The organism is Arthrobacter sp. BG5, from assembly GCF_056680155.1.
Genome location: NZ_CM155268.1, coordinates 1223147 through 1242940, shown reverse-complemented (window position 1 = coordinate 1242940; position 19794 = coordinate 1223147). Strand labels below are relative to the sequence as shown.

At 62.5% G+C, this 19794-nt stretch carries 24 protein-coding genes; 23 read left to right on the top strand and 1 reads right to left on the bottom strand.

The window, feature by feature from the left end; all coding sequences use genetic code 11:
• The first annotated feature begins 93 nt into the window (after positions 1-93).
• From AC1MBE_RS05650 to AC1MBE_RS05625, 6 genes are all read left to right on the top strand, one after another.
• Positions 94-3993: a DNA-directed RNA polymerase subunit beta' gene (locus AC1MBE_RS05650; protein WP_479781418.1), complete on the top strand. Its 3900-nt coding sequence runs from the start codon at positions 94-96 to the stop codon at positions 3991-3993.
• A gap of 439 nt (positions 3994-4432) precedes the next feature.
• Entirely contained in the window at positions 4433-4807 is a 375-nt protein-coding gene (gene rpsL, locus AC1MBE_RS05645) for a 30S ribosomal protein S12 (protein ID WP_018773658.1), read from the top strand.
• A gap of 1 nt (position 4808) precedes the next feature.
• Positions 4809-5279 (top strand): 30S ribosomal protein S7, encoded by a 471-nt coding sequence (gene rpsG / locus AC1MBE_RS05640; RefSeq protein WP_026531948.1) that lies wholly within the window; start codon positions 4809-4811, stop codon positions 5277-5279.
• Between the two features lie 69 nt (positions 5280-5348).
• Complete coding sequence (fusA, locus tag AC1MBE_RS05635; protein ID WP_479781415.1) at positions 5349-7463, top strand: elongation factor G; 2115 nt, start codon at positions 5349-5351, stop codon at positions 7461-7463.
• A 267-nt stretch (positions 7464-7730) separates the two neighbouring features.
• The gene (gene tuf, locus AC1MBE_RS05630; RefSeq protein WP_003803827.1) at positions 7731-8921 is read left to right on the top strand and encodes an elongation factor Tu; all 1191 of its coding nucleotides are present in this window, start codon (positions 7731-7733) and stop codon (positions 8919-8921) included.
• A 144-nt stretch (positions 8922-9065) separates the two neighbouring features.
• A complete protein-coding gene (locus AC1MBE_RS05625) occupies positions 9066-9191 on the top strand; it encodes a hypothetical protein (protein WP_479781413.1) in 126 nt (41 codons plus the stop codon).
• Between the two features lie 26 nt (positions 9192-9217).
• On the opposite strand, the gene AC1MBE_RS05620 is transcribed toward AC1MBE_RS05625, so the two are convergent.
• The gene (locus tag AC1MBE_RS05620) at positions 9218-10657 is read right to left on the bottom strand and encodes a GH1 family beta-glucosidase (RefSeq protein WP_479781411.1); all 1440 of its coding nucleotides are present in this window, start codon (positions 10655-10657) and stop codon (positions 9218-9220) included.
• A gap of 418 nt (positions 10658-11075) precedes the next feature.
• Here AC1MBE_RS05620 and rpsJ point away from each other — a divergent pair, with 418 nt between their 5' ends.
• The 17 genes from rpsJ (at position 11076) to rplR (ending at position 19785) form a co-directional block, all read left to right on the top strand.
• A complete protein-coding gene (rpsJ, locus tag AC1MBE_RS05615) occupies positions 11076-11384 on the top strand; it encodes a 30S ribosomal protein S10 (RefSeq protein WP_003803825.1) in 309 nt (102 codons plus the stop codon).
• 17 nt (positions 11385-11401) lie between these two features.
• Complete coding sequence (gene rplC, locus AC1MBE_RS05610; protein WP_003803812.1) at positions 11402-12052, top strand: 50S ribosomal protein L3; 651 nt, start codon at positions 11402-11404, stop codon at positions 12050-12052.
• 4 nt (positions 12053-12056) lie between these two features.
• Positions 12057-12677, top strand: coding sequence for a 50S ribosomal protein L4 (gene rplD / locus AC1MBE_RS05605; protein WP_138768569.1), 621 nt, complete (start codon positions 12057-12059; stop codon positions 12675-12677).
• Complete coding sequence (gene rplW / locus AC1MBE_RS05600; protein WP_018773664.1) at positions 12674-12979, top strand: 50S ribosomal protein L23; 306 nt, start codon at positions 12674-12676, stop codon at positions 12977-12979. The genes rplD and rplW overlap by 4 nt, the downstream gene beginning before the upstream one ends.
• Positions 12980-13008: 29 nt before the next feature.
• A complete protein-coding gene (gene rplB, locus AC1MBE_RS05595; protein WP_024366131.1) occupies positions 13009-13848 on the top strand; it encodes a 50S ribosomal protein L2 in 840 nt (279 codons plus the stop codon).
• Positions 13849-13860: 12 nt separating this feature from the next.
• Complete coding sequence (gene rpsS / locus AC1MBE_RS05590; protein WP_018773666.1) at positions 13861-14142, top strand: 30S ribosomal protein S19; 282 nt, start codon at positions 13861-13863, stop codon at positions 14140-14142.
• Between the two features lie 38 nt (positions 14143-14180).
• Positions 14181-14546, top strand: coding sequence for a 50S ribosomal protein L22 (rplV, locus tag AC1MBE_RS05585; protein ID WP_003803798.1), 366 nt, complete (start codon positions 14181-14183; stop codon positions 14544-14546).
• The gene (rpsC, locus tag AC1MBE_RS05580; protein WP_479781407.1) at positions 14547-15380 is read left to right on the top strand and encodes a 30S ribosomal protein S3; all 834 of its coding nucleotides are present in this window, start codon (positions 14547-14549) and stop codon (positions 15378-15380) included.
• Positions 15381-15797 carry a 50S ribosomal protein L16 gene (gene rplP / locus AC1MBE_RS05575; protein ID WP_138768571.1) on the top strand — a complete coding sequence of 139 codons (417 nt, stop codon included), beginning with the start codon at positions 15381-15383 and terminating at the stop codon, positions 15795-15797. It begins immediately after the preceding gene.
• Between the two features lie 2 nt (positions 15798-15799).
• Positions 15800-16129, top strand: coding sequence for a 50S ribosomal protein L29 (gene rpmC, locus AC1MBE_RS05570; RefSeq protein WP_011692802.1), 330 nt, complete (start codon positions 15800-15802; stop codon positions 16127-16129).
• Positions 16126-16434, top strand: coding sequence for a 30S ribosomal protein S17 (gene rpsQ, locus AC1MBE_RS05565; RefSeq protein WP_479781405.1), 309 nt, complete (start codon positions 16126-16128; stop codon positions 16432-16434). The genes rpmC and rpsQ overlap by 4 nt, the downstream gene beginning before the upstream one ends.
• A gap of 618 nt (positions 16435-17052) precedes the next feature.
• Positions 17053-17421, top strand: coding sequence for a 50S ribosomal protein L14 (rplN, locus tag AC1MBE_RS05560; RefSeq protein WP_003803789.1), 369 nt, complete (start codon positions 17053-17055; stop codon positions 17419-17421).
• 3 nt (positions 17422-17424) lie between these two features.
• Entirely contained in the window at positions 17425-17784 is a 360-nt protein-coding gene (gene rplX, locus AC1MBE_RS05555) for a 50S ribosomal protein L24 (RefSeq protein ID WP_066436866.1), read from the top strand.
• Positions 17784-18365: a 50S ribosomal protein L5 gene (gene rplE / locus AC1MBE_RS05550; RefSeq protein ID WP_056425240.1), complete on the top strand. Its 582-nt coding sequence runs from the start codon at positions 17784-17786 to the stop codon at positions 18363-18365. Before rplX ends, rplE begins: the two co-directional genes overlap by 1 nt.
• Before the next feature lie 80 nt (positions 18366-18445).
• Complete coding sequence (gene rpsH / locus AC1MBE_RS05545; RefSeq protein ID WP_056737814.1) at positions 18446-18844, top strand: 30S ribosomal protein S8; 399 nt, start codon at positions 18446-18448, stop codon at positions 18842-18844.
• Between the two features lie 18 nt (positions 18845-18862).
• Positions 18863-19399 (top strand): 50S ribosomal protein L6, encoded by a 537-nt coding sequence (rplF, locus tag AC1MBE_RS05540; RefSeq protein ID WP_175321177.1) that lies wholly within the window; start codon positions 18863-18865, stop codon positions 19397-19399.
• A gap of 2 nt (positions 19400-19401) precedes the next feature.
• On the top strand, positions 19402-19785 hold the full coding sequence (gene rplR / locus AC1MBE_RS05535; protein ID WP_018773674.1) for a 50S ribosomal protein L18: 384 nt from the start codon (positions 19402-19404) through the stop codon (positions 19783-19785).
• Positions 19786-19794: the final 9 nt, after the last annotated feature.

The window sequence follows — 19794 nt, the reverse complement described above, 5'->3', positions numbered from 1 at the left end:
GGCCCCGCCGCGCTGTCTTTTCCCCGGCGCCTCCTCCCTCTTCCCGTAACCCAAGACTTCAGAATTTAGAGAACAAGAGAGAACAGGGACCATATGTCCAGCGAATCCTCCTTCGGCCTCATGCAGATCGGCCTCGCCACCGCGGAAGACATCCGTGGCTGGTCTTACGGCGAGGTTAAGAAGCCGGAAACCATCAACTACCGCACGCTCAAGCCCGAGAAGGACGGCCTCTTCTGCGAGAAGATCTTCGGCCCGTCCCGCGACTGGGAATGCTACTGCGGCAAGTACAAGCGCGTGCGCTTCAAGGGCATCATCTGCGAGCGGTGTGGCGTTGAGGTCACCCGTGCCAAGGTGCGCCGTGAGCGCATGGGCCACATCGAGCTGGCCGCCCCGGTCACGCACATCTGGTACTTCAAGGGTGTTCCGTCCCGCCTGGGCTACCTCCTTGACCTGGCGCCGAAGGACCTTGAGAAGGTCATCTACTTCGCCGCCTACATGATCACCAGCGTCGACGCCGATGCCCGCCACGAGGAACTGCCCAACCTGCAGGTTGAGCACGACATCGAGAAGAAGCAGCTGATCGACAACCGCGACTCGGACATCGCCACGATCGCCCGCGACCTCGAGAACGAGATTGCCCGTCTCGAAGGCGAAGGCGCCAAGGCTGCCGACAAGAAGAAGGCCCGCGACTCCGCCGACCGCCAGATGGCCAACGTCCGCAAGCGTGCGGATGCTGAAATCGAGCGCCTCGAGCAGGTCTGGGACCGGTTCAAGAACCTCAAGGTCGCCGACCTCGAAGGTGACGAGGGCCTGTACCGCGAGCTGCGCGACCGCTACGGCATGTACTTCGAAGGCGCCATGGGTGCCGAGGCGATCAAGAAGCGTCTTGAGAGCTTCGACATGCAGGCCGAGTCCGACCTGCTGCGCGACATCATCGCCAACGGCAAGGGCCAGCGCAAGACCCGCGCCCTGAAGCGGCTCAAAGTGGTCAACGCGTTCCTGACCACCAACAACAGCCCGCTCGGCATGGTGCTGGACGCCGTCCCGGTGATCCCGCCGGAACTGCGCCCCATGGTCCAGCTGGACGGCGGCCGCTTCGCGACCTCCGACCTCAACGACCTGTACCGCCGCGTGATCAACCGCAACAACCGCCTCAAGCGCCTGCTTGACCTCGGTGCCCCGGAGATCATCGTCAACAACGAGAAGCGCATGCTTCAGGAAGCTGTTGACAGCCTGTTCGACAACGGCCGCCGCGGCCGTCCGGTCACCGGACCGGGCAACCGCCCGCTGAAGTCCCTGAGCGACATGCTCAAGGGCAAGCAGGGTCGTTTCCGCCAGAACCTCCTGGGTAAGCGCGTTGACTACTCCGGCCGTTCCGTGATCGTCGTCGGCCCGCAGCTGAAGCTGCACCAGTGCGGCCTGCCGAAGCAGATGGCCCTGGAGCTCTTCAAGCCGTTCGTGATGAAGCGCCTGGTTGACCTCAACCACGCGCAGAACATCAAGTCGGCCAAGCGGATGGTCGAGCGCTACCGCCCGCAGGTCTGGGACGTGCTCGAAGAGATCATCACCGAGCACCCTGTGCTGCTGAACCGTGCACCTACCCTGCACCGCCTCGGCATCCAGGCGTTCGAACCGCAGCTCGTTGAAGGCAAGGCAATCCAGCTCCACCCGCTGGTTTGTGGCGCCTTCAACGCCGACTTCGACGGCGACCAGATGGCAGTGCACCTGCCGCTGAGCCCCGAAGCCCAGGCCGAGGCGCGGATCCTGATGCTGTCCTCGAACAACATCCTGAAGCCGTCCGACGGCCGCCCGGTGACGCTGCCTTCGCAGGATATGATCATCGGTCTCTACCACCTGACCACCAAGCGTGTCGGTTCAGCTGGCGAAGGCCGGATCTTCTCCTCCGTCTCGGAAGCCATCATGGCGTTCGACCTGCACGAGCTGCACCTGAACTCCAAGGTCAAGATCCGGCTCGAGGACTTCGTGCCTTACGCCGGCTGGGAAGCTCCCGAGGGCTGGGAGCCGGGTCAGACCGCGCTGGTCGAAACCTCCCTGGGACAGGTCATCTTCAACCAGACGCTGCCCGCGGACTACCCGTGGGTTGAGGCTGTTGCCGACAAGGGCGAGCTGTCCCGGATCGTCAACGACCTCGCCGAGCGCTACCCGAAGGTCGTCACGGCGGCAACCCTGGACAACCTGAAGGATGCCGGTTTCTACTGGGCAACCCGCTCGGGTGTCACAGTCGCCATCTCCGACATCGAGGTCCCGGCCTCCAAGCCGGAGCTCCTGGCCGGTTACGAGACCATGGCCGCGAAGATCCAGGGCCAGTACGACAAGGGCCTGATCGACGACGACGAGCGTCGCCAGGAACTGATCGAGATCTGGAACAAGGCCACCAACGAAATCGCCCAGGCGATGCGTGACAGCCTGTCCCCGATGAACACCATCAACCGCATGGTGTCCTCCGGTGCCCGTGGTAACTGGATGCAGGTCCGCCAAATCGCGGGTATCCGTGGCCTGGTGGCCAACCCGAAGGGCGAGATCATCCCGCGTCCGATCAAGTCCTCCTACCGCGAGGGCCTGTCGGTGCTGGAATACTTCATCGCCACGCACGGTGCCCGTAAGGGTCTGGCCGATACCGCCCTGCGTACCGCCAACTCGGGTTACCTGACCCGTCGTCTGGTGGACGTGTCGCAGGACGTCATCGTCCGTGAAGAGGACTGCGGCACCGAACGCGGCCTCGTCACCCCGATCGCGGTCGCTGACGCCAACGGCGAACTCGTCCTGGACGAGAACGTCGAGAACAGCGCCTACGCCCGCACCCTGGCCGTGGACGTTGTTGACGCCAAGGGCAAGGTCCTGGCAGCAGCCGGCACCGACTGCGGCGACGTCGTCATTGCCGAACTGTTCGCAGCCGGCATCACCGAGGTCAAGGTCCGCTCCGTACTCACCTGTGAGTCCAGCGTCGGCACCTGCGCCCTGTGCTACGGCCGTTCGCTGGCCACCGGCAAGACCGTGGACATCGGCGAGGCTGTCGGCATCATCGCCGCACAGTCCATCGGTGAGCCGGGTACCCAGCTGACCATGCGTACGTTCCACACCGGTGGTGCTGTTTCCGCCGGCGGCGGCGACGACATCACCCAGGGTCTGCCCCGTATCCAGGAGCTCTTCGAAGCCCGTACTCCGAAGGGTGTCGCACCGATTGCTGAAGCAGCCGGCCGCATCACCATCGAAGAGTCCGAGCGCCAGATGCGCCTGGTCATCACCCCGGATGACGGATCCGAAGAGATCGCCTACCCGGTGCTGCGTCGTTCACGTCTCCTCATCGAAGACGGCGACCACGTCAGCGTTGGACAGAAGCTCATCAACGGCCCGGTCGACCCCAAGCAGGTGCTGCGCATCATGGGCCCCCGTGCCGCGCAGAAGTTCCTGGTGGACGAGGTCCAGGGCGTGTACCGCAGCCAGGGCATCGGTATCCACGACAAGCACGTCGAGGTTATCGTCCGCCAGATGCTGCGCCGCGTCACGGTCATCGAGTCCGGCGAATCGGATCTGCTGCCCGGCGAGCTCGCCGAGCGCAGCCGCTTCGAGGATGCCAACCGCCGCGTTGTCTCCGAGGGCAAGACGCCGGCCTCCGGCCGTCCCGAGCTCATGGGTATCACCAAGGCGTCCCTGGCGACCGAGTCCTGGCTGTCCGCAGCTTCCTTCCAGGAGACCACCCGCGTCCTGACGCAGGCGGCCATGGAAGGCAAGAGCGATCCGCTGCTCGGCCTCAAGGAAAACGTCATCATCGGTAAGCTGATCCCGGCCGGCACGGGTCTCCCGCGCTACACCGAGGTCACGGTGGAGCCGACTGAAGAAGCGAAGGCCAACCTGTTCACCGGCCCGAGCGCGTTCAGCGACTTCTCCTACGATTCCCTGGGCGGCGACGGAGCTCCTGAGTTCCATGCCATCCCGCTGGATGACTACGACCTGGGCAGCGACTTCCGCTAACGGGTAACAGCAACGCGGGGTCACTTACGGCCCAATCCGCACCTTGGATTGGGCTCAAAGTGACCCCGCGTTTCCATTTAAGGAAGACGCCGGAGGGGCCCGGTTCCCCGCCGATTAAGGGCTGGGGGCCGTCCGTGTTAGACTTGAGACTAATTGTTATTGTGGCAGTGGATGAGTGCGCCGGTCAGTCAAACAGCTTGTAGCTGAGAGGCTGGACCAGGACGACGTTTCCGGTTTGCAGGGTTCTTGTGCAACGTATGCCACATTTTCGCATGCCTAGGGGCCGTTCAGGATGGAAGTCCGGAGCCCCGGCGTGCGGTCCGACTATTAAGGCTTCGCCTCAGCTGCTCTGGAGAGAACTTCAAAGCTCGAGCGGCGGGGCGCAGCGACAAGAGAGCGGCCGCCAACGGCCGCTCCGGATAAAACGGAGAACACGAGAGTGCCTACGATTAACCAGCTGGTCCGCAAGGGCCGCACGCCTAAGGTCAAGAAGACCAAGGCTCCCGCGCTTAACGGCAGCCCGATGCGCCGCGGTGTCTGCACCCGCGTGTACACCACAACCCCGAAGAAGCCGAACTCGGCTCTGCGTAAGGTTGCACGTGTGCGCCTCAACGGTGGCATTGAAGTTACCGCCTACATCCCCGGTGTTGGCCACAACCTGCAGGAGCACTCCATTGTGCTCGTCCGTGGCGGCCGCGTTAAGGACCTCCCCGGCGTCCGTTACAAGATCGTCCGTGGCGCCCTCGATACCCAGGGTGTGAAGAACCGTAAGCAGGCACGCAGCCGCTACGGCGCAAAGATGGAGAAGAAGTAATATGCCTCGCAAGGGTCCGGCCCCCAAGCGGCCGCTAGTACTAGATCCCGTTTACGGCTCCCCGCTGGTCACGCAGCTGATCAACAAGGTGCTGGTTGACGGCAAGAAGTCCACCGCAGAGCGCATCGTTTACGGTGCACTCGAAGGCGCACGCGCCAAGTCCGGCGGCGACCCGGTAGCAGCCCTCAAGAAGGCCATGGACAACGTCAAGCCTTCCCTCGAGGTCCGCTCCCGCCGCGTCGGTGGCGCCACCTACCAGGTTCCCGTCGAGGTCAAGCCGGGCCGTTCCACGGCCCTCGCCCTCCGCTGGCTGGTTGGCTACTCCAAGGCCCGCCGCGAAAAGACGATGACCGAGCGCCTCCAGAACGAAATCCTGGATGCCTCGAACGGTCTCGGAGCCGCTGTGAAGCGTCGCGAAGACACCCACAAGATGGCCGAGTCCAACAAGGCCTTCGCACACTACCGCTGGTAATACTTCCCGGACGCCGCCGGCTCAACCGAGTCGGCGGCGAACGTGCAGTCCATCCGAAAGGGAGACACCGTGGCACAGGACGTGCTTACCGACCTTAGCAAGGTCCGCAATATCGGCATCATGGCCCACATCGATGCCGGCAAGACCACTACTACCGAGCGCATCCTGTTCTACACGGGTGTGAACCACAAGATCGGCGAAACGCACGACGGCGCGTCGACCACCGACTGGATGGAACAGGAAAAGGAACGCGGCATTACCATCACGTCTGCCGCCGTGACCTGCTTCTGGGAAAACAACCAGATCAACATCATCGACACCCCCGGCCACGTGGACTTCACGGTTGAGGTTGAGCGCTCCCTGCGCGTCCTCGACGGTGCAGTCGCCGTGTTCGATGGCAAGGAAGGCGTGGAGCCGCAGTCTGAGACTGTCTGGCGCCAGGCCGACAAGTACAACGTCCCGCGTATCTGCTTCGTCAACAAGATGGACAAGCTCGGCGCTGACTTCTACTTCACCGTCGACACCATCATCAGCCGCCTCGGTGCCAAGCCGCTCGTTATGCAGCTGCCGATCGGCGCCGAGAACGACTTTATCGGCGTCGTCGACCTGCTCTACATGCGCGCACTGGTCTGGCCCGGCGACTCCAAGGGTGACGTCACCATGGGCGCCAAGTACGAGATCCAGGAGATCCCGGCTGACCTCAAGGAAAAAGCCGAAGAGTACCGCGCAACGCTCGTTGAGACCGTTGCAGAGTCCTCCGAGGAGCTCATGGAGAAGTACCTCGAAGGTGAAGAAATCACCACCGACGAGCTCAAGGCCGGCATCCGCAAGATGACGATCAACTCCGAGCTCTACCCGGTCTTCTGTGGCTCCGCGTTCAAGAACCGCGGCGTCCAGCCGATGCTTGACGCCGTCGTGGACTACCTGCCGAACCCGCTCGACGTCCCCCCGATGATCGGCCACGATCCTCGCGACGAAGAGAAGGAACTGACCCGTAAGCCTTCCGCTGACGAGCCGTTCTCCGCGCTGGCGTTCAAGATCGCCGCACACCCCTTCTTCGGCCAGCTCACCTTCATCCGCGTGTACTCCGGTCACGTGGAAGCAGGCGCACAGGTGGTCAACTCCACCAAGGGCAAGAAGGAGCGCATCGGCAAGCTGTTCCAGATGCACGCCAACAAGGAAATGCCGGTCGACGGCGCTACCGCTGGCCACATCTACGCGGCGATCGGCCTGAAGGACACCACCACGGGTGACACCCTGTGCGATTCTTCGAACCAGATCGTCCTCGAGTCCATGAGCTTCCCGGAGCCCGTGATCTCGGTCGCGATCGAGCCGAACACCAAGGGTGACCAGGAGAAGCTCTCCACGGCCATCCAGAAGCTCTCCGCTGAGGACCCGACCTTCCAGGTCTCCCTCAACGAAGACACCGGCCAGACCATCATCGCCGGCATGGGCGAGCTCCACCTGGACATCCTGGTGGACCGCATGCGCCGCGAATTCAAGGTCGAGGCAAACGTGGGCAAGCCCCAGGTTGCCTACCGCGAAACCATCAAGCGTGCTGTAGAGCGTCACGACTACACGCACAAGAAGCAGACCGGTGGTTCGGGCCAGTTCGCAAAGATCCAGATCGCGATCGAGCCGCTGGACACGTCCGAAGGCGAGATGTACCAGTTCGAGAACAAGGTCACCGGTGGCCGCGTTCCGCGCGAATACATCCCGTCCGTTGACGCGGGCATCCAGGATGCGCTGAACGACGGCGTCCTGGCCGGTTACCCGGTTGTCGGCATCAAGGCGACGCTGATTGACGGCGCTTACCACGATGTTGACTCCTCGGAAATGGCGTTCAAGATCGCCGGCCGTATGGCTTTCAAGGAAGCCGCACGCAAGGCGAACCCTGTCCTGCTCGAACCGCTGATGGATGTCGAGGTCCGCACCCCTGAGGAATACATGGGTGAAGTTATCGGTGACCTCAACTCCCGCCGTGGCCAGATGCAGTCCATGGAAGATGCCCAGGGCGTCAAGGTCATCCGCGCGCACGTCCCGCTGTCCGGCATGTTCGGCTACATCGGTGACCTGCGTTCGAAGACCCAGGGCCGCGCTGTGTACTCCATGACGTTCAACAGCTACGCCGAGGTCCCGAAGGCAGTTGCCGACGAGATCATCCAGAAGAGCCGCGGCGAGTAGTCCCCCGGGACTTCCCGCAGCAGCGACAACACTCGGGTGCGTTTCCTCAATAGGGGATTCACCTGGTGCTGGCGGCCGGCCCCGGCCGGATGCAGCACGGTCCGGACCGGATCCGGCCGCCAGCACGAACAGGCTCGTGGGACTAGTATTAGTTCCTGAATCTGCAATTTCACCAATCCAAAGCCCCCCAAGTAGACTTACTGGAGTTTCAGCCGCGACAAGCGCGGTCGAAGGGTAAGTCATTTGAAAACGTTCTAGGAGGAACCTGTGGCAAAGGCAAAGTTCGAGCGGACTAAGCCGCACGTTAACATCGGTACCATTGGTCACGTTGACCACGGTAAGACGACGCTGACGGCCGCCATTTCCAAGGTGCTGTACGACAAGTACCCGACTCTCAACGAGAAGCGTGACTTCGCGTCGATTGACTCTGCACCCGAAGAGCGTCAGCGCGGCATTACCATCAACATCTCCCACGTTGAGTACCAGACCGAGAAGCGCCACTACGCACACGTAGACGCTCCGGGTCACGCTGACTACATCAAGAACATGATCACCGGCGCTGCTCAGATGGACGGTGCAATCCTCGTGGTTGCCGCCACTGACGGCCCGATGGCCCAGACCCGCGAGCACGTCCTGCTCGCCCGCCAGGTTGGTGTTCCCTACCTGCTGGTGGCACTGAACAAGGCTGACATGGTCGATGACGAGGAACTCCTCGACCTCGTCGAAATGGAAGTTCGTGAGCTCCTGAGCTCGCAGGGCTTCGATGGCGACGAAGCACCGGTTGTCCGCGTTTCGGGCCTGAAGGCTCTGGAAGGCGACCCGGAGTGGGTCAAGTCCGTTGAGGACCTGATGGCTGCCGTCGACGAGTCCGTCCCGGACCCGGTTCGTGACCGCGACAAGCCGTTCCTGATGCCGATCGAAGACGTCTTCACGATCACCGGCCGTGGCACCGTTGTTACGGGCCGCGCCGAGCGTGGAACCCTCGCGATCAACTCTGAGGTCGAGATCGTCGGCATCCGCCCGGTCCAGAAGACCACGGTTACCGGTATCGAGATGTTCCACAAGCAGCTCGACGAAGCATGGGCCGGCGAGAACTGTGGCCTCCTGCTCCGCGGTCTGAAGCGCGACGATGTCGAGCGTGGCCAGGTTGTCGTCAAGCCGGGTTCCATCACCCCGCACACCGACTTCGAGGCCAACGTCTACATCCTCTCCAAGGACGAAGGCGGACGTCACAACCCGTTCTACTCCAACTACCGCCCGCAGTTCTACTTCCGCACCACGGACGTAACCGGCGTTATCACCCTGCCGGAAGGCACGGAAATGGTTATGCCCGGCGACAACACTGAGATGACCGTTGCGCTCATCCAGCCCATCGCCATGGAAGAGGGCCTCGGCTTCGCAATCCGCGAAGGCGGCCGCACCGTTGGTTCGGGACGCGTCACGAAGATCATCAAGTAACTACTTGCTGATCCGAGCTTGAACTCCTGATCGGTCCGGCCGTCTGACGGCCGCCCGTGACGAACAGAACAGCCCCGCTGCACTGCAGCGGGGCTGTTCTGTTTAACCTCCTGCTACCGTGGGCGGAGAAGAAAGGAGTCCGGCATGGAATGGATCATTTTCCTGGCGGTGCTGGCCGCTGTCGTCGCGGCCGGCCTGTGGGCCAAGAAGTACTTCCGGCACGAGATCGACCGCGCCAAGCGCATCGACCGCGCCAACAAGAAGCGCTGACCGCGCGACTGCGGTAGACGGGCTGCCTAGCGGGCGGAAATACCCGGCCGGGCCCGGCTGAGCGCCTGGTACCAGTAGTACGACTCCTTCGGGGTCCGCGCTTGGGTATCGAAGTCCACGTGCACCAAGCCGAAGCGCTGCGAGTAGCCGGCCGCCCATTCGAAGTTGTCCATCAGGGTCCAGACGTAATAGCCCAGAAGCTCGACGTCGTCCGCGACGCCGCCGGGGGCGGTCGCCGCCAGGGCGTGGCCCAGATGGTCGGCGAGGTAGTTGATCCGGCCGATGTCGGGCAGCGGCCCGTCCACATGGTCGGGCTCCGGGAAGCTCGCCCCGCTCTCTGTGATGTACAGCGGCGGGAGCGCGTCGCCGTACCGGTCCTTCATTTCCCGCAGCAGCGCGCCCAGGTGGTCGGGGGCAACCGGCCAGCCGAACCCGGTGGTCTCGTACTCCGGGAAGGCAGCGAAGTGGAACGGCAACCGCAGCATCGCCTCTGCGGTGCCGACGGGGCTGTCCGCGGGGCCACGGCCGGTGGCCACCTTCACCGGGTAGTAGTAGTTCAGACCGTAGAAATCCAGCGGCTGGTGGATGGTGTGCAGGTCCGCGTCGGAGATCTTGCCGAGCGAACGGAACCAGGGCCGAGCCACCAGCGGAGGCTTGGGGTAGGTGCCCAGCAGGATCGGGTCGGCGTAGATGCGGTTCAGCCCCAGGTCGAAGACCTTTGCCAGCAGCCGGTCCGTGACGGAGCCCGACGCCGGCCGGACGGGGGAGTGCAGGTTGGTGACGCCGACCGCGCCGGTCACGCCAGCGGCCCGCAACGCCTGCACGGCGAGTCCGTGGGCCAGGAGCTGGTGGTGGACCGAGGGCAGGGCGTCGAAGAGCAGGTCGTGGCCGGGCGCGTGCACGCCCAGGGCATAGCCGTTGAGGGTGACGGAGGCCGGCTCGTTCAGGGTCACCCACTGGGCCACCCGGTCGCCGAACCGGGCGCCGGCTGCGGCGCTGTACTCGGCGAAACGCTCCGCCGTCGTCCGGTTCATCCAGCCGCCCCGGTGCTCCAGCGGGAGCGGCGTGTCCCAGTGGTACAGCGTGGCCATCGGGGAGATGCCGGCCTCGAGGAGCCGGTCGATCAGCCGGTCGTAGAAGTCGAGGCCCTCGGTATTGAATGGACCGGTGCCGTCCGGCTGGATCCGCGGCCAGGAGATGGAGAAGCGGTACGAGTCGATGCCGAGGTCGCGCATCAGCCGGATATCTTCATCGGAACGGTTGTAGTGGTCGCAGGCGACGGCGGGGGAGTGGCCGTCCTGGATGCTGCCGGGCTTTTCCGCAAAGGCGTCCCAGCCGGAGGGCCCGCGGCCCCCGGCCGCGAGGGCGCCTTCGATCTGGAAGGCCGCGGAGGCCACTCCCAGCAGGAAGCCGGGCCGCAGCTTGGCGGCGAGGGCCTGGACGGCGGGTGAATCCTGCACGGTCATGCCCCTATCTTCTTATCGACCGTTGCTGAAGGCAATGACCGGGCGCCGCCCGGGCAGTGCGGGTGCGGGCCGCCCTCGGGGGCTGATTCGCTTCTGCGGATTAATTCCGGCATACTAGATGAGTTGTTCAAGCGCTCTTTCGCGTCCCGATCCGGATAATGCCGGGTGCCAGGGTCCAGGTGAGAGCCCAAACATAACCCACTTCCCAAGGATTTGCGGACGAGTATGCGTGCAAAGCGCGACACGCCCGACCGCGGGGGTCGGTTGGCCGGCAGGTTGAGGAACCCGGAATTATCCGGATTCAGCTTGTGCGGCTGATGGTAGTTACGACTTCAAATGCTTCGGCAGCCATACAACGAGTAAGTGAACAGGGCAGCCCTAATCAGGGGAAGCACAGACTGAAAGAGAGTCAGGCGACATGGCGGGACAAAAAATCCGCATCCGGCTGAAGTCATACGACCACGAGGTCATTGACGTTTCAGCACGGAAGATCGTTGAGACGGTCACGCGCGCAGGCGCAACTGTAGTTGGCCCCGTGCCGCTGCCGACGGAGAAGAACGTTTACTGCGTAATCCGCTCTCCGCACAAGTACAAGGACAGCCGCGAGCACTTTGAAATGCGCACGCACAAGCGTCTTATCGACATCATCGATCCCACGCCCAAGGCTGTCGATTCGCTCATGCGTCTCGACCTGCCGGCCGACGTGAACATCGAAATCAAGCTGTAGGGAGGTGCTGAGAGACTATGACCGCAACCCGTAACGTAAAGGGCCTGCTGGGCACGAAGCTCGGCATGACCCAGGTCTGGGACGAGAACAACAAGCTCATCCCCGTCACTGTGGTCCAGGCTGACTCGAACGTCATCACGCAGCTGCGCAACGCAGAAACTGATGGCTACGTCGCCGTTCAGATCGGCTACGGCCAGATCGACCCCCGCAAGGTCACCAAGCCGCTGGCTGGTCACTTTGAAAAGGCAGGCGTCACGCCTCGCCGCCACGTCGTAGAACTGCGCACTGCAGATGCTGACTCTTACGAGCTGGGCCAGGAGCTCTCCGTTGAGCTCTTCGAAGCCGGCCAGAAGATCGACGTCGTTGGCACCACCAAGGGTAAGGGCTTCGCCGGTGTTATGAAGCGTCACGGCTTCCACGGCGTTGGAGCTTCCCACGGTGCCCACAAGAACCACCGTAAGCCCGGTTCCATCGGTGGCGCATCCACCCCGAGCCGCGTCTTCAAGGGCATGAAAATGGCCGGCCGCATGGGCGCCGTTCGTCACACCACGCTGAACCTCACGGTCCACGCGGTTGACGTCGAGAAGTCGCTGCTCCTGATCAAGGGTGCCGTCCCCGGCGCCCGCGGCCAGGTCGTACTCGTACGCACCGCCGTGAAGGGAGCCTAGTTCAATGACTAGCACTGTCAAGGTTGACCTGCCTGCAGAGATCTTCGACGTACAGACCAACGTGCCGCTGCTGCACCAGGTCGTCGTTGCACAGCTCGCTGCTGCTCGCCAGGGTACCCACAAGACCAAGACCCGCGCCGAGGTTTCCGGTGCAGGTCGCAAGCCGTTCAAGCAGAAGGGCACCGGCCGCGCCCGTCAGGGTTCCATCCGTGCTCCTCACATGACCGGTGGTGGCATCGTCCACGGCCCGACGCCGCGTGACTACAGCCAGCGCACCCCCAAGAAGATGATTGCTGCTGCACTGCGCGGCGCTCTCTCTGACCGCGCCCGTAACGGCCGCATCCACGTCGTTGCTGAACTGGTCGCCGGCACCAAGCCGTCCTCCCGTGAAGCACTGGCAACGCTGCGAGGCGTCTCCGAGCGCAAGAACCTGCTCGTTGTCATCGACCGCGCCAACGATGTTGCTGCACTCTCCGTGCGCAACCTCCAGGATGTTCACGTTCTGTACGCAGACCAGCTGAACACCTACGACGTGCTCGTTTCTGACGACGTAGTCTTCACCAAGGCTGCCTACGAAGCATTCGTTGCTGACAAGGCTGCAAAGAACGAGGAGGATGCCAAGTGAGCGCAGCCACCATCAAAGACCCGCGCGACGTCGTGCTTGCACCCGTCGTTTCGGAAAAGAGCTACGGCCTGATCGACGAGGGCAAGTACACCTTCCTGGTGGACCCCCGCTCGAACAAGACCGAGATCAAGCTGGCCGTGGAGAAGATTTTCTCCGTCAAGGTCGAATCGATCAACACCATCAACCGTGCCGGTAAGCGCAAGCGCACCAAATTCGGATGGGGTACCCGCAAGAACACCAAGCGTGCCATTGTGAGCCTCAAAGAAGGCACTATCGACATCTTCGGCGGTCCGCTCTCGTAGCGGAGACCACTTTAACGAGGAAATAAATTATGGGAATCCGTAAATACAAGCCGACTACCCCGGGCCGTCGTGGCTCGAGCGTAGCGGACTTCACCGAAATCACGCGGTCGACGCCGGAAAAGTCGTTGGTACGTCCCCTCCCGAAAAAGGGTGGCCGTAACAACACCGGTAAGATCACGACCCGTCACAAGGGTGGTGGACACAAGCGCCAGTACCGTCTGATCGACTTCCGTCGCCACGACAAGGACGGCGTCAACGCCCGCGTTGCCGAAATCGAGTACGATCCGAACCGCACGGCTCGCATCGCCCTCCTGCACTACGTTGATGGCACCAAGCGTTACATCATCGCCCCGAACAAGCTGGCCCAGGGTGACACCGTGGAAGCGGGTGCCGACGCTGACATCAAGCCCGGCAACAACCTGCCGCTGCGCAACATCCCGGTCGGTACCGTAATCCACGCAGTTGAACTGCGTCCGGGTGGCGGCGCCAAGATGGGCCGCTCCGCCGGCGCGTCCATCCAGCTCGTTGCGAAGGAAGGCCGTTTCGCCCAGCTGCGTCTGCCTTCCGGCGAAATCCGCAACGTTGACGTGCGCTGCCGCGCAACCGTCGGCGAGGTCGGCAACGCCGAGCAGTCGAACATCAACTGGGGCAAAGCCGGCCGTATGCGCTGGAAGGGCGTTCGCCCGACCGTCCGTGGTGTCGCCATGAACCCGGTCGACCACCCGCACGGTGGTGGCGAGGGTAAGACGTCCGGTGGACGTCACCCCGTCAACCCGAACGGTAAGCGCGAAGGCCGCACCCGCCGTCCCAACAAAGAGAGCGACAAGCTTATTGTTCGTCGCCGTCGTACTGGCAAGAACAAGCGATAGGAGCCTGGACACATGCCACGCAGCCTGAAAAAAGGTCCTTTCGTTGACCAGCACCTCTTTGTGAAGGTAGCCAGGGAAAACGAAAAGGGCACCAAGAACGTCATCAAGACCTGGTCCCGCCGTTCGATGATCGTCCCCGACATGCTCGGCCACACGATCGCCGTGCACGACGGACGCAAGCACATCCCGGTGTTTGTCACTGAGTCGATGGTCGGGCACAAGCTCGGCGAATTCGCTCCCACGCGGACATTCCGCGGCCATGTCAAGGACGACCGTAAGGGCAAGCGCCGCTAGGCGCCTGCACTTACGTCAAAGACGAGAGAAGGAAAGCAATGGAAGCCAAGGCAATTGCGCGTCACATCCGCGTAACGCCTATGAAGGCCCGGCGCGTCGTCAACCTTGTTCGTGGTAAGCAAGCGAACGAGGCTCTGGCAATTCTGAAGTTTGCCCCGCAGGCAGCTTCTGAGCCGGTATTCAAGGTAGTTCAGTCGGCAATCTCCAACGCCCGGGTCCTCGCGGACCGCGACGGCGTGGCGTTTGACGAAGGTGACCTCATCATCAGCGAAGCGTTTGTTGATGAAGGCCCGACCATGAAGCGGTTCCAGCCGCGTGCCCAGGGTCGTGCATTTCAGATCAAGAAGCGCACGAGCCACATCACCGTGGTAGTCGCTACCCCGGAGAAAGAGGAGGCTCGCTAAGTGGGACAGAAAGTTAACCCGCACGGGTTCCGACTCGGTATCACCACCGATCACGTATCGCACTGGTTCGCCGACAGCACCAAGGCCGGCCAGCGGTACAAGGACTTCGTTCGCGAAGACATCCGCATCCGCCAGCTCATGTCCACGGGCATGGAGCGCGCCGGCATCGCCAAGGTCGAGATCGAGCGCACCCGCGACCGTGTCCGCGTGGATATCCACACGGCACGTCCGGGCATCGTCATCGGCCGCCGCGGCGCCGAAGCAGACCGCATCCGCGGCGAGCTCGAAAAGCTCACGGGCAAGCAGGTCCAGCTGAACATCCTCGAGGTCAAGAACCCCGAGATGGAAGCACAGCTTGTTGCCCAGGGCGTTGCAGAGCAGCTGACTTCCCGCGTGGCTTTCCGCCGTGCGATGAAGAAGGCAATGCAGTCCGCACAGCGTGCCGGTGCCAAGGGCATCCGTATCGCTTGCTCGGGTCGACTGGGTGGCGCAGAAATGTCCCGCTCGGAGTTCTACCGCGAAGGCCGTGTGCCCCTGCACACCCTCCGCGCGAACATCGACTACGGCTTCTACGAGGCCAAGACCACCTTCGGCCGCATCGGCGTGAAGGTCTGGATCTACAAGGGTGACGTCACCGCCAAGGAACTGGCTCAGCAGGCAGCTGCTGCTCCGTCCCGCGGCCGTGGTGCCAGCGATCGTCCGGGCCGCCCCGGCGGCGCTGACCGCGGTGACCGCCGTCGTCGTAACGACCGCCCGGCCGAGGCTGCACCCGCTGCTGCCGAAGCTCCGGCTGTCGAAGCAGCTGCACCGGCAGTAGAAGGAGGACAGGCTTAAATGCTTATCCCGCGTCGAGTAAAGCACCGTAAGCAGCACCACCCGGGTCGTTCCGGCGCTGCCACGGGCGGTACCGAGGTCTCGTTCGGTGAGTGGGGTATCCAGGCTCTGAGCCCGGCCTACGTCACCAACCGTCAGATCGAATCTGCCCGTATCGCGATGACCCGCCACATTAAGCGTGGCGGCAAGGTCTGGATCAACATCTACCCGGACCGTCCGCTGACGAAGAAGCCGGCCGAAACCCGCATGGGTTCCGGTAAGGGTTCTCCGGAATGGTGGGTCTCAAACGTCAAGCCGGGCCGGGTTCTCTTCGAACTCTCCGGTGTCAGTGAAGAGGTAGCTCGCGAGGCCCTGCGCCTGGCAATCCACAAGCTGCCGTTGAAGGCACGCATTGTGCGTCGCGAAGGTGGTGAGTAGAAATGGCAGTAGGATCCAAGGAACTTGCATCCGCACAGCTGGACGGTTTCGACAACGAGCGTCTCGTTGAAGAACTCCGCAAGGCCAAGGAAGAGCTGTTCAACCTGCGTTTCCAGTCCGCCACCGGACAGCTGGAGAACCACGGTCGTCTGCGCGCGGTAAAGAAGGACATCGCACGCATCTACACCGTTCTCCGTGAGCGCGAGCTGGGCATTCGTGCCGAGGTTGCCGCACCGGTTGTGGAAGCCAAGGAAGAAAAGAAGTCCAAGAAGGCTGCAACCAAGAAGGCTGACAAGGCTGAAACGGTTGAGACCGAGGAGGATGCCAAGTGAGTGAAAAGGACGAGAACGTGACGGAAACTGTTTCCGACGCACCCAAGGCTGACGAGCGCGGTTACCGTAAGACGAAGCGCGGCTACGTCGTCTCGGACAAGATGGAAAAGACCATCGTTGTCCAGGTCGAAGACCGCGTGAAGCACGCCCTTTACGGCAAGGTCATGCGCCGCAACACGAAGATCAAGGCTCACGACGAAGAGAACTCCGCCGGCATCGGCGACCTCGTTCTCCTCGCCGAGACCCGCCCGCTGTCCGCCACCAAGCGGTGGCGCCTGGTGGAGATCCTCGAGAAGGCCAAGTAACACCTGCAGCTGCCCCGCAAGGGGATCTGCGCCGAAACCCCCGTTCCCTCCTGGGAGCGGGGGTTTCCTCGTTCCCGGGAATGGGCGGACGCTCCCTCACTTCTGGCGCCCTCTAGGGGGACGCTCCCTCCCTTCTGGCACGTTTCAGGGGGACGCTCCCTCAGATCCTGCATGAGGACCTGCAGGATCTGAGGGAGCGTTGGGGGTTTGCACGCCGTAACTGAGGGAGCGTTGGGGGTTTGCGCGCCGTAACTGAGGGAGCGTTGGGGGTCTGTGCGCCGTAGGTGAGGGAGCGTCGGTGGTGCGGGTCCGACGTCGTGCCGTTGGCCGGCGGGGGACCGGGAGCTGTGATATGGGGATACGGCGGAAACGTGCTAAGATTTTGAGTTTGTATGGCGCCTTTCGTGCGTCATCATCAACCTCGTAAACAATCGTGCCACGGCATAGTGCCCCCTCGCGCTCCGCGCGCCCGGGAAGCAACTGTTTTTGGCACGGGCGTTTAGGCCTGGTCTGGCAAAATCCAGGCAGGTCAAGAGACACCCCGATCAACCGTTCCGCAAGGCTCATTCCGTAGGAAGATTTTCGGTCTGAGAACCGGCGCGACGCAAGGAGTAAATAGTGATTCAGCAGGAGTCGCGACTCAAGGTCGCCGACAACACGGGTGCTAAGGAAATCCTTACCATTCGCGTTCTCGGTGGATCTGGCCGTCGCTACGCAGGCATTGGCGACGTGATCGTCGCTACCGTCAAGGACGCAATTCCGGGCGGCAATGTAAAGAAGGGCGACGTCGTCAAGGCTGTCATCGTCCGTACCAAGAAGGAACGCCGCCGTGCGGATGGTTCCTACATCAAGTTTGACGAGAACGCAGCTGTGATCCTGAAGAACGACGGTGACCCCCGCGGTACCCGTATCTTCGGACCGGTTGGTCGTGAACTTCGCGATAAGAAGTTCATGAAGATCGTTTCTCTGGCTCCGGAGGTGCTTTAGTCCATGGCTAAGATCAAAAAGGGTGACCTCGTTCAGGTCATCACTGGCGCCAAGGCTGAGCGCGGCGGCGACCGCGGCAAGCAGGGCAAGGTTCTGCGCGTATTCCCGGAGACCAACCGCGTGTTGGTCGAAGGCATTAACCGCGTAACCAAGCACACCAAGGTCGGTCAGTCGCAGCGCGGCACCAAGACCGGTGGCATCGAGGTCGTTGAGGCTTCAATCCACATCTCCAACGTGGCTCTGGTTGACCCCTCCACCAAGAAGCCCACCCGCGTCGGTTTCCGCACCGAGACCGTTGAGCGCGATGGCGTGAAGCGTGAAGTGCGTGTCCGCGTGGCCAAGAGCTCAGGGAAGGACATCTAATGACTGAGACTCTCGAGACTCCGGCAAGCAAGATCGTTCCTCGTCTGAAGACCAAGTACGCGGATTCCATCAAGAGCTCGCTCGTTGAGGAATTCAAGTACGAGAACGTCAACCAGGTTCCCCGTCTGGTGAAGGTCGTTGTGAACATGGGTGTTGGAGATGCCGCCAAGGACTCCAAGCTGATCGACGGCGCTGTCCGCGATCTGACCCTGATCACCGGCCAGAAGCCGCAGGTAACCAAGGCCCGCAAGTCGATCGCACAGTTCAAGCTGCGCGAAGGCATGCCGATCGGTGCGCACGCAACTCTGCGTGGCGACCGCATGTGGGAATTCCTGGACCGTCTGGTCACGCTGGCACTGCCGCGTATCCGCGACTTCCGGGGCCTCAGCGGCAAGCAGTTCGACGGCAACGGCAACTACACCTTCGGTCTGACCGAGCAGGTTATGTTCCACGAGATCGACCAGGATTCCATTGACCGCGTTCGCGGTATGGACATCACCGTCGTGACCACTGCCAAGACCGACGACGAAGGCCGCGCGCTGCTCAAGGCGCTTGGCTTCCCGTTCAAGACCGAAGATTAATCTAGCTACGTAAAAGGTCCGGCTGACTGGCTCTGTTGCCAGGACAGCGGAAACCGTTATGAGGAAGGGCAAGAGCCCACATGACTATGACAGATCCTGTCGCAGATATGCTTACGCGTCTGCGCAATGCAAACTCGGCATACCACGATTCCGTGTCTATGCCTTACAGCAAGCTCAAGGCACGCGTTGCTGACATCCTGAAGGCAGAAGGCTTCATCGCCTCCTGGAAGGAAGAAGACGCGGAGGTCGGCAAGAAGCTGACCCTCGAGCTCAAGTTCGGTCCGAACCGCGAGCGTTCCATCGCTGGTGTTCGTCGTATTTCCAAGCCGGGACTGCGCGTTTACGCAAAGTCCACCAACCTGCCGCACGTGCTGGGTGGCCTGGGTATCGCAATCCTGTCCACCTCTTCCGGCCTCCTGACTGACAAGCAGGCCGGCAAGAAGGGCGTGGGCGGCGAAGTCCTCGCTTACGTCTGGTAACGGGAAAGGAAGAGAATAATGTCACGTATTGGACGTCTCCCCATCACCGTTCCTGCCGGCGTTGAGGTCAAGGTTGACGGCTCTGTCGTCAGCGTCAAGGGTTCCAAGGGCGAGCTGAGCCACACTGTGGCCAGCCCGATCGAGGTCACCCTGGAAGATGGCACCCTGACTGTCGCCCGCCCGAACGACGAGCGCGCCTCCCGTTCGCTGCACGGCCTGACCCGCACCCTGATCGCCAACATGATCCAGGGCGTTACCGCAGGCTACGAGAAGAAGCTTGAGATTGTCGGTACCGGTTACCGCGTCCAGGCCAAGGGTTCTGACCTGGAGTTCGCTCTGGGCTACAGCCACCCGGTTAGCGTCTCGGCGCCGAACGGCATCACCTTTGCAGTTGAGACCCCGACCAAGCTCTCTGTTTCAGGTATTTCCAAGCAGCAGGTCGGCGAGGTTGCTGCCAACATTCGCAAGCTGCGGAAGCCGGACCCCTATAAGGGCAAGGGCATCCGCTACGCCGGCGAAGTCATCCGCCGCAAGGTCGGAAAGGCTGGTAAGTAACCATGGCCATCGCAATTAACAAGAAGCGTACGAACAAGAGCAAGTCTGCCCAGCGCAGCCGCCGCCAGCTTCGTATCCGCAAGCGCATCTCCGGTACGGCTGTACGTCCGCGTCTGGTCGTCAACCGTTCCGCACGCCACGTATTCGTCCAGGTTGTCGACGACACCAAGGGCCTGACCGTAGCGAGCGCGTCCACTCTGGAAGCCGATCTTCGTGCATTCGACGGTGACAAGACCGCCAAGGCCAAGCGCGTTGGCGAGCTCGTTGCCGAGCGCGCCAAGGCTGCAGGGATCGAAGCTGTTGTCTTCGACCGCGGTGGTAACAAGTACCACGGCCGGATCGCCGCCGTCGCTGACGGCGCACGTGAAGGTGGGCTGGCACTGTGACCGAAAATA